A 439-nucleotide genomic window follows, 5' to 3' on the forward strand; every position below is an offset into this window, starting at 1 on the left:
GTTAATATACTTTTAAGATGATCAACATCCTCAACTTTTTCCGTCTCTACTACTTCAAAAACTAAAAGAGAAGGATCCAAATCTAACTTGTTTGCTAATTGTGTCGTCGATTTTAAGCAATGTTCAGGCGAATAAATAGATGTTGGAATGAAGTTTATAAATGTTTTCTTCCCTCTAATTGAAGTTGCGTGTTTTACTGCAGTCATTCTACACAATTTATCTAATGCATAAAGCCTTCCCCGTTCTCTTGCTGCCTCAAAAATTTTATTTGGATAAATTATTGAACCATCCTCTTGTTGAAATCTAGCTAGAATTTCATAACCATACACTTCTTTTTTCACATTTATTATTGGTTGATAATAACAAGTGATAAGCTCTTTTCTTATTACTTGATCGATCCATTGCATCTCAAGTAAAGCTTCAATTTTAGATAATGGAC

1 protein-coding gene is annotated in these 439 nt (G+C 31.7%); it reads right to left on the bottom strand.

Features of this window, described 5'->3' with window-relative positions:
* A partial coding sequence (locus AOA60_RS14685; RefSeq protein ID WP_143522443.1) for an EAL domain-containing protein occupies positions 1–439 on the bottom strand: 439 nt, incomplete at both ends.

Source organism: Pseudomonas sp. 2822-17 (genome assembly GCF_002742485.1).
Lineage (GTDB): Bacteria > Pseudomonadota > Gammaproteobacteria > Pseudomonadales > Pseudomonadaceae > Aquipseudomonas > Aquipseudomonas cyclaminis.